A 7066-nucleotide genomic window follows, 5' to 3' on the forward strand; every position below is an offset into this window, starting at 1 on the left:
AAGCAATGAGAGCTTTTGCACTATGAAGTTTTCTTACATCTCCTATTTCTGCAATTAGTTTTGGCGCTAGCACATCTCCAACACCACCCATTTCTCTAACTGTAGAGTATTCTGGTAAGGACTTAGCAAGAACCTGCATTCGTGCTAATATAGTAGCCAAGGAGCTATCTATAGCCCTTAATACTGATACTGCTTCCTGTACTAACATTTTGGTCGATGGGGTACTGGAAGATAGTGTAGGAATGCCACCGGATGCTAATTCATAGACTTCTTCAGCTTTGGATATGCTCCGGTGATATTTCTTTTCTTTGGCCCAGAGAAGGTATTCATCTGTGAATTCTTCAAGACTCATGGAAGTAATTACGTCATAATGCCAGAACTTCTCCACAAAATCGCCAAGCTTATCCTTGTTGTTTGATTCGTTCCAGCTACTAAACTTTTTCTTGATTCCCGGCATGACATAATCGAGGATATGAGTTAATTCTTGTAAAGCCTTAACATGGAGTTCCATATAATATCTATATCTGCGCCCGAGCAGCTTCAGCTCAGCATATACCTCTTCGGCACCTTCATACTTTTGAAGTTTAAACCACTTTTCAATTCCATAATTAGCAATCATGATTGAATCAAGTTTGTCGGTTTTTGCTCCCCTAAAGTCATTATTTTTTGCGAATGACTTCATCACAAAAGGGTTCACAACAGATACGAAATATCCTTTTTCTGAAAGATATGTCAATACTGGCAAGTGATAGATGCCTGTTGCTTCCATGACTATACGTATTTCTCCATCCAATTTTCGTAGAATATCATCTAGTCCGTCTAACTCCTTCTCGACATGTTGCATTTCAAAAGGGTTGCATACAATTTTCCCATATGGCTTAAGTATGCAGACAGTGCTTTTTCCTTTTGATACATCAATTCCAACACTAATCATTCTGAACCTCCTCCAACTGTAAATAGTAATTGCTCCAGCCACACTTATTACCATTCAGTTTAGTTGGTTACGCGGGTGTTTCTCCCTACCTGCTTAAGCGAATGCTTATAATAAGGGGTTGGCTAACGGTTTTTATGACGGATGCGCTGATCCAAATAGAGCCACGTCAGACCAATTACTCCCCTTATTATAAAAAAATAAGTGCAGATGTCAGAGTTAATTACTCTCTAACAACTACACTTTTATGGTACTAAATAGAGATTCACGATTCAGTGAACCTCCATTTTCCTTCCCAGTCTGTCATCCATTCTTTATTCCCAGTTCTTCCATCTATCTCATTTAAAAATGAATAGCCCTCATCTGCGCCCGTTACATAAATCCGTGGCACCCTTATGGCCCCGGTAGACCTTATGGCAGATATTCCCTCTGCTTCAGCCCTGAAGAAATCTGCCCTTTCTACGCTGTTCGCCTTTATGAAAAGAGTTTCTCCATTTGAAAGATATAAGCTATATGCTTCGTTTGCATCTCCGCCATGAACAGCCCTGCGATCCTTGACCCAGACATCTTCGCCATATATTCCGATAAGTGCTTCTTTTAACGAGCCATATTTTTGTGTATCAGAAATTGCTTCCATTCCAACCCCAGTCTTCCGATCCGAAATAACGTATATACATGTGATCCGGTGCTACTCCCAGGATATCCCCGTAGATTCCTGTCAACTCTTTTGTCATCTTCCCATATGTATCCGAGGAAGCATCCCCGTAAATCTTAACCTCAATAAACGCAGTAGGCTGAGAATCATCGCCTCTGAAATACATGGGAATGTCACCCTCGATTGCCAACATAAGCCAGCTCTCACTCTTTCCCGGGATTATCGATATAGCCTCTCCAAGGCGCTCCTTTAACTGTGTCTCTTTTTCCTTTGTTATTGTTACGTTAGTCTTTGTTGAAATAAATGGCATATCATTTCCTCCTACTCTACTCATCTATAGTCATTGAAATCATTTTCTATATAGTCCACAGCAGCTTTCCCATCCATGAATTCCTGATATCCAGGCTTTCCGCCAGAATATGTAAGATGATATATGCGATAAACCTTATCATCCAGCACGAAAAGGACATCATCATTAGAATAGCTTCTCGCTATTGCCTTAACATTTGAGCTTGGAGCAAGAACCGCCTCCTTCTTAAGCTCATTCTCAAAAAATTCGTTTTTAAGCTCTGTTCCCCAGTTAAAGTCTTCGCCGTACTTTTCTTCCAGTTTTCTGATCTCGCTTATCACATCATACATACTTTTATTCGCTATCCTCATGCATCGTTTCAATCAAAAAACTCACCGGTCTGAATCCGTCATTGCAGGAAATCATCGCGGACTTAGGATTCTTCATCCAGCCATCATAGAAATTCTCCCCACCATGGGCCAAAGTCATTACAAAAGGTGAAACCGTCTCCCAGGCGCTTTCACAGAAACCTTCCGGTCTTTCCCATCCATTACAGACAAAAGTCTGTCCAAGTTTCATGGAGCAGGCGTGTTCTATTGGATTCTCATACTCTGCCATAAGGTCCTCGTACCTGGCAATCTTCTTAACCGTGATTCTAACCTTCTTCATATTTCATACCCCTGATGGCCATTCTGAACCAACATCCAGTCCATTCTCCGTAAGCCATGCATCTTCAACTGACACAAGTTTCTTATTCCCCGCATCATCCATGAGAGTAACCGATAACTTGGGTTTCTGTCCCGGCTATAATTCCTCACAGCCATAATCCCCATCAAATATCTGCTTTATCTTCCACATAAACCTCAGTCCAAGTCCTCCACGTCAATTACCATTACAGTTTTCCATCCTTCTTAGCTACTTCAACGAGAGCCGCAAAATCATCATAGTACCAGTCCTTAGTTGGCTTCTCATGATCTATACTTTTGAAAAAGCAAACAGGAATCTCCTTCCGGCTCAAGTTTTTCAAAATGCACAGACTGCAACCCTGCTCATGATTCACAGGATGATTCGGACATTTTGTATCAGTACATGTGCAAAACTCTCTTGGATCCTTCATTTGCTCTTAACCCCCTTACGCTCCTTAGCTTTTTCAATGAGTTCAGTTGCCTCATTTAAAGCCCCCTCAAGGTAATCTGCTTCCCACTCTCTGCCTTTCTTCTCTTCCTTCTTTATCGCAGCCCAGGCTTCATGAAGTTCTTCTTCGGAAGCATATTTCACACCTTCAAAAACATGTGGATGTCTCCTGACCATTTTATCCGAAATGGTCTTTGCAACATCTTCAAAAGTAAACAAGCCCTCTTCTTCCGCTATCACGGAGTGAAACATTACCTGCAACAGCAGATCCCCAAGTTCTTCCCTTAGGTTTGCCGCATCCCCTGTCTTTTCGAGAATGTTGATTCCCCCAACTACTTCAGCTGCTTCCTCTATGCACGCTGCTTTCAAGCTGGAATGTGTCTGCACCTTATCCCAGGAGCAGCCGTTTTCACTTCGAAGCGTCTCTACTATACTTTTCAGCCTGCTTATCTCTGCCATTTCATTGCTTACAGCTCTCTTAGGCACCGTGAGTTTCATATACAGCCCATTACTATCCATCTGAGGATTTTCCGGAATCGTTTCACAAAGGCCCTCTGATTTCAACTTCGCTGTCACTGCAAGGCAGATGGCATCTGCTATATCATCAACATTACATCTTAAGTCTTTTGCCTTTATATAAAGATTCGGTATATCAATCCCCGGAATGTACCTCTTTATTACCTTTAGTCTTTCTTCAATACCATCAGCCTCCTTTTTACGAGTAAGTAAAACAGAACCATTCAGTCTTGCAAAATCAAGTTCCGGATGACTCTCATCTATTCGGTTCTTATACTCGGGATGCGCTGACATAAACTCATCGACTTCTCGAATCTTTGGTATGATAGCTGAAGCTTGTTTCGGTAAACTCTTTCCAAGCGTTTTGATATTTGCCTTCTTCTGCTCCTCGTAAGTTTCTTCATATACTGCTTCTCTGGAAGGTACCGGAAAGAGTGTAGCCCCTCTGGGCTTTAACTCTTTTCTTGCAATATCATCAGGCCTTAGTTGCTTCGCGGAATCACGAAGGCCAATGACCATATCTATCAAAAACGCACTGTAATCCGGATATGCTTTCAGGATCTCACCAATCGAAGAAAATCTTTCTATTCCGAGATCACTACCAAGGACAGCAACAATCCATCCTCCATTACAACCATCTGCACCTAAGAAAAAATTACTGTTGGAACTTTTCATTATCTCTACGATTCCTTTATTTAGCCAAACTGTTTGCAATAACAACATTTATTGGTTCAATCTCAATCTTCTCCCAGACCTCTTCAATAACATAAGGTTCGTTAGCAATATAATCATCAAGCTCCCCTCGGCTATCGAAATCCATGATAAGGGCTGATCCTTTCATCTTTCCATTATCATCCAGCAAGCCACCGGCACTGATGATATGCTCGCTCAGCTTTTTCATCCCTTCCAGATGACGAGGGCGTACCTCCATACGCTTATCAAGTTTTCCTTCTCCATCATAGGCTCTTATAAGAAATTGCATGATTGTCTCCTCCTTTTCCCCATTTATCTACGTCTGTCAAAATCTCGTTCCACATTTCGGACAAAAATCAAAATCCTCAGTTGTCTCATATCCGCACTGCCTGCATCTCTTATAGCCAGTAGTAAATCCTCTTCCACCGCTTACCTGAGTCAGATGGCTTGGCAAAATCTCTACTTCCTCGCCCCTGGCGATCATCTTACCAATCTCCGGATCAAGCTCATAAACAGTTCCGCAGCAGCTCGTCTGCACATAGTAATGTCTGTTCCACTTGAAAATCGGTATAAAGAAAAGAGACAGTACTGTATATGTCATGAACACATTGAATCGTCCATATTTCCCGCAGATGGAACAGGTGATCAGCTGATTAAAATCAAAATCTTTCCTGCCATCTGTGATTCCCATGATAAAAAACATCTACTTTGTCACTCCGTTCTTAATAAGCTCATCCTCATGCTAACAATTCCGTCTTTTTCCCCAACCTCTTCAAAGCCCATACGCTTATACAGCTCATATCCAACCTTCATCACTTCAGGCTTGGTTGTGAACGTAACTTCTTTAAAGCCAAGCTCTTGCCTGATCCACTGCACAATATATTCCACCCCTGACATTTTCACGACCATATTTTTTCATCAGTTCTATAGTCTTCATTATTATCTTCAAATTTTCCGTTCCATATATTATCTCAATCATGCTCAATTTCTAGTAAATCAAGAAGCTTTACAAATGTATCCTGTCCATCAAGACAAGTATCTATGAGCCATCCTTTTTTATTTCTCCATTCCTTGAGCCCTCTGTAGTAATAATTCTTCTTGGAATCCTCAATGATGAATGGCACAATATTGTGTCTGAGGCATTCCTTTAATGCTACAAGCCTTCCTACCCTTCCGTTTCCGTCCTGGAATGGATGAATATATTCAAACTCAGCATGAAGTGCTATTATATCTTCTACTGTTACAATCTTTTTTAAATTATACTCTTTAAGAAGTGCCTCCATATGCTTATGCACTTCAGATGGTTTCGAAGTCTCTCTGCCCCCTACGACATTTGCACGTTTTTTATAATCTCCAACCGCAAACCATGACAAAGTTGAATCCTTTGTATCATGCTTTATTATGTAGTGAAGCCTTTTGATTATATCCTCTGAAAGTTCTTCCTCTGCTATATCTATTACATAATCAATTGCGCGGAAGTGATGCACTGTTTCAAGAATATCATCAACAGGAACGCCATCGCCAATATCAACTGTATCAGTTTCGAAGATATGCCTTGTCTGATCTTCTGAAAGCTTACTTCCTTCGATATGATTGGAATTATATGTCATTCTTACCTGTAGCTCATGATAGAGCCCTCCAGGAAGCTTTATATCTTTTTCCTCACGAAGTAACTGCAAGATTTTATTATCTGAAACACTTTTCATTAAAAAGTCAGGATCTTTTCCGAGATATGCTGCTATCTTTTTTATGCTTCTTGGCGACAACTTCTCACCCTTTGCAATTTTAGCCACAGTCCTTGTAGACAGACCAAGCTCAGTTGAAAGCTCAGTCTTACCAATTCCTCTTTCCTTTAGTGCATTTTCCAAACCTTCATATGAAATCATATTGTACTTCCCTCCATAATCTTTACTTATTTTACCTTTTGATCCCTGAAAAGTAAAGATTACGAAAGACTTTTGTATAAAAAGTAAAGCTAAGAAAATAGCCAGTCCTGCAGTTTTACAGAATTGGCTATAAGTACATTCTATTCCGGTATAATGCTCATTCCAACAAACTGGAATTGTTAGCACTCTGTCTTATTGCACCGGAGGCATAAAGCATAAAATGCAATCGCCAGAAACTGTGATACCACAGACACAGTGACAAGATACACAGGATTCAAATCATACAGGGCACCGAGAAGCCAACTGCCCAGAAACCACGCAATACCAAATCCTGTCTCAAATATTCCGAAACCGGTGCTTCGCATGGAACGCGGGACGATTCCGCTGACAGCTGCTTTCATAATACTTTCCTGCGCACCCATTCCAATCCCCCACAGAATTATCCCAGCCCCGATCAACCAGGCATTTCCAGTCATAAAAACAAAACATGAGAAGAATGTGCTGCATAGTGTGGAAATGATCAGAGCCTTCAGCCCGACCTTATCATAAAGCCAGCCAAAGAATAGTGCAGCAAAGGCATCCACAGCCATTGCCCCAGCATATAGCAGGCTGAGCATGGATTCATTAAATGCTCCGGTATTAGCCGAATGAAGTGTGATCAGGGTGAAGTCTGCAAAGCCAAAAGCAAAAAAGCAGATGGCCGCCATGAACAGAACAAATGACTTCCTGAATTCAAAGCTTGCCGGTTTATCTTCCTGCTTTTCAAAGATCTCCGGATCAGGGTATCTTATCTTTGCTGTCAAAACAAGAGCTATGGTGATCATTGCAGGAACAAGCAGTATCGCAAAAGAGATTCTATATGTTGTAAAAAGGTCGTCTGTACCTTTTACAAGAGCTGTTACAAAAAGCAGTACCGGTCCGAGAAACGCGCCAAGCTGATCCAGAAACTCCTGATAGGCAAA

Annotated in this window: 12 protein-coding genes; all 12 read right to left on the bottom strand. The window is 41.2% G+C overall.

What is annotated here, in order from left to right:
• Nucleotides 1-934, bottom strand: a 934-nt coding sequence (locus tag G622_RS0119590; RefSeq protein WP_026512060.1) for an IS110 family transposase, incomplete at its 3' end; no start/stop codon positions are given.
• A 262-nt stretch (nt 935-1196) separates the two neighbouring features.
• Nucleotides 1197-1568: a fructosamine kinase family protein gene (locus G622_RS0119595; RefSeq protein ID WP_026512061.1), complete on the bottom strand. Its 372-nt coding sequence runs from the start codon at nt 1566-1568 to the stop codon at nt 1197-1199.
• Nucleotides 1552-1896 (bottom strand): phenylpyruvate tautomerase MIF-related protein, encoded by a 345-nt coding sequence (locus tag G622_RS0119600; RefSeq protein WP_026512062.1) that lies wholly within the window; start codon nt 1894-1896, stop codon nt 1552-1554. The genes G622_RS0119595 and G622_RS0119600 overlap by 17 nt, the downstream gene beginning before the upstream one ends.
• A 20-nt stretch (nt 1897-1916) precedes the next feature.
• Entirely contained in the window at nt 1917-2246 is a 330-nt protein-coding gene (locus G622_RS0119605) for a hypothetical protein (RefSeq protein ID WP_155831565.1), read from the bottom strand.
• Nucleotides 2230-2544, bottom strand: coding sequence for a TIGR04076 family protein (locus G622_RS0119610; protein ID WP_026512064.1), 315 nt, complete (start codon nt 2542-2544; stop codon nt 2230-2232). Before G622_RS0119610 ends, G622_RS0119605 begins: the two co-directional genes overlap by 17 nt.
• Nucleotides 2545-2767: 223 nt before the next feature.
• The gene (locus G622_RS0119620) at nt 2768-2992 is read right to left on the bottom strand and encodes a DUF6485 family protein (protein WP_026512065.1); all 225 of its coding nucleotides are present in this window, start codon (nt 2990-2992) and stop codon (nt 2768-2770) included.
• The gene (locus G622_RS25535; protein WP_196814248.1) at nt 2989-4200 is read right to left on the bottom strand and encodes a DUF429 domain-containing protein; all 1212 of its coding nucleotides are present in this window, start codon (nt 4198-4200) and stop codon (nt 2989-2991) included. Before G622_RS25535 ends, G622_RS0119620 begins: the two co-directional genes overlap by 4 nt.
• Nucleotides 4201-4216: 16 nt before the next feature.
• Nucleotides 4217-4507, bottom strand: coding sequence for a YciI family protein (locus tag G622_RS0119635; protein ID WP_026512066.1), 291 nt, complete (start codon nt 4505-4507; stop codon nt 4217-4219).
• A 36-nt stretch (nt 4508-4543) separates the two neighbouring features.
• Nucleotides 4544-4921, bottom strand: coding sequence for a zinc ribbon domain-containing protein (locus G622_RS0119640; RefSeq protein WP_026512067.1), 378 nt, complete (start codon nt 4919-4921; stop codon nt 4544-4546).
• An 8-nt stretch (nt 4922-4929) separates the two neighbouring features.
• Nucleotides 4930-5094, bottom strand: a complete 165-nt coding sequence (locus G622_RS23880; protein WP_155831566.1) for a hypothetical protein — start codon at nt 5092-5094, stop codon at nt 4930-4932.
• Between the two features lie 95 nt (nt 5095-5189).
• Nucleotides 5190-6104, bottom strand: a complete 915-nt coding sequence (locus G622_RS0119655) for a Fic family protein (protein WP_026512068.1) — start codon at nt 6102-6104, stop codon at nt 5190-5192.
• 179 nt (nt 6105-6283) lie between these two features.
• Nucleotides 6284-7066 (bottom strand): MFS transporter (locus G622_RS23885; protein WP_044958177.1); only part of this gene is annotated, 783 nt, incomplete at its 5' end.

The sequence above is a fragment of the Butyrivibrio sp. LC3010 genome (genome assembly GCF_000424385.1).
GTDB lineage: Bacteria > Bacillota > Clostridia > Lachnospirales > Lachnospiraceae > Butyrivibrio.

Excerpts from the sequence above, each read along its gene's own strand:
- G622_RS0119595 (WP_026512061.1), bottom strand. The coding sequence starts at position 1,568 with ATGGAAGCAATTTCTGATACACAAAAATATGGCTCGTTAAAAGAAGCA.
- G622_RS0119600 (WP_026512062.1), bottom strand. The coding sequence starts at position 1,896 with ATGCCATTTATTTCAACAAAGACTAACGTAACAATAACAAAGGAAAAA.
- G622_RS0119605 (WP_155831565.1), bottom strand. The coding sequence starts at position 2,246 with ATGAGGATAGCGAATAAAAGTATGTATGATGTGATAAGCGAGATCAGA.
- G622_RS0119610 (WP_026512064.1), bottom strand. The coding sequence starts at position 2,544 with ATGAAGAAGGTTAGAATCACGGTTAAGAAGATTGCCAGGTACGAGGAC.
- G622_RS0119620 (WP_026512065.1), bottom strand. The coding sequence starts at position 2,992 with ATGAAGGATCCAAGAGAGTTTTGCACATGTACTGATACAAAATGTCCG.
- G622_RS25535 (WP_196814248.1), bottom strand. The coding sequence starts at position 4,200 with ATGAAAAGTTCCAACAGTAATTTTTTCTTAGGTGCAGATGGTTGTAAT.
- G622_RS0119635 (WP_026512066.1), bottom strand. The coding sequence starts at position 4,507 with ATGCAATTTCTTATAAGAGCCTATGATGGAGAAGGAAAACTTGATAAG.
- G622_RS0119640 (WP_026512067.1), bottom strand. The coding sequence starts at position 4,921 with ATGTTTTTTATCATGGGAATCACAGATGGCAGGAAAGATTTTGATTTT.
- G622_RS0119655 (WP_026512068.1), bottom strand. The coding sequence starts at position 6,104 with ATGATTTCATATGAAGGTTTGGAAAATGCACTAAAGGAAAGAGGAATT.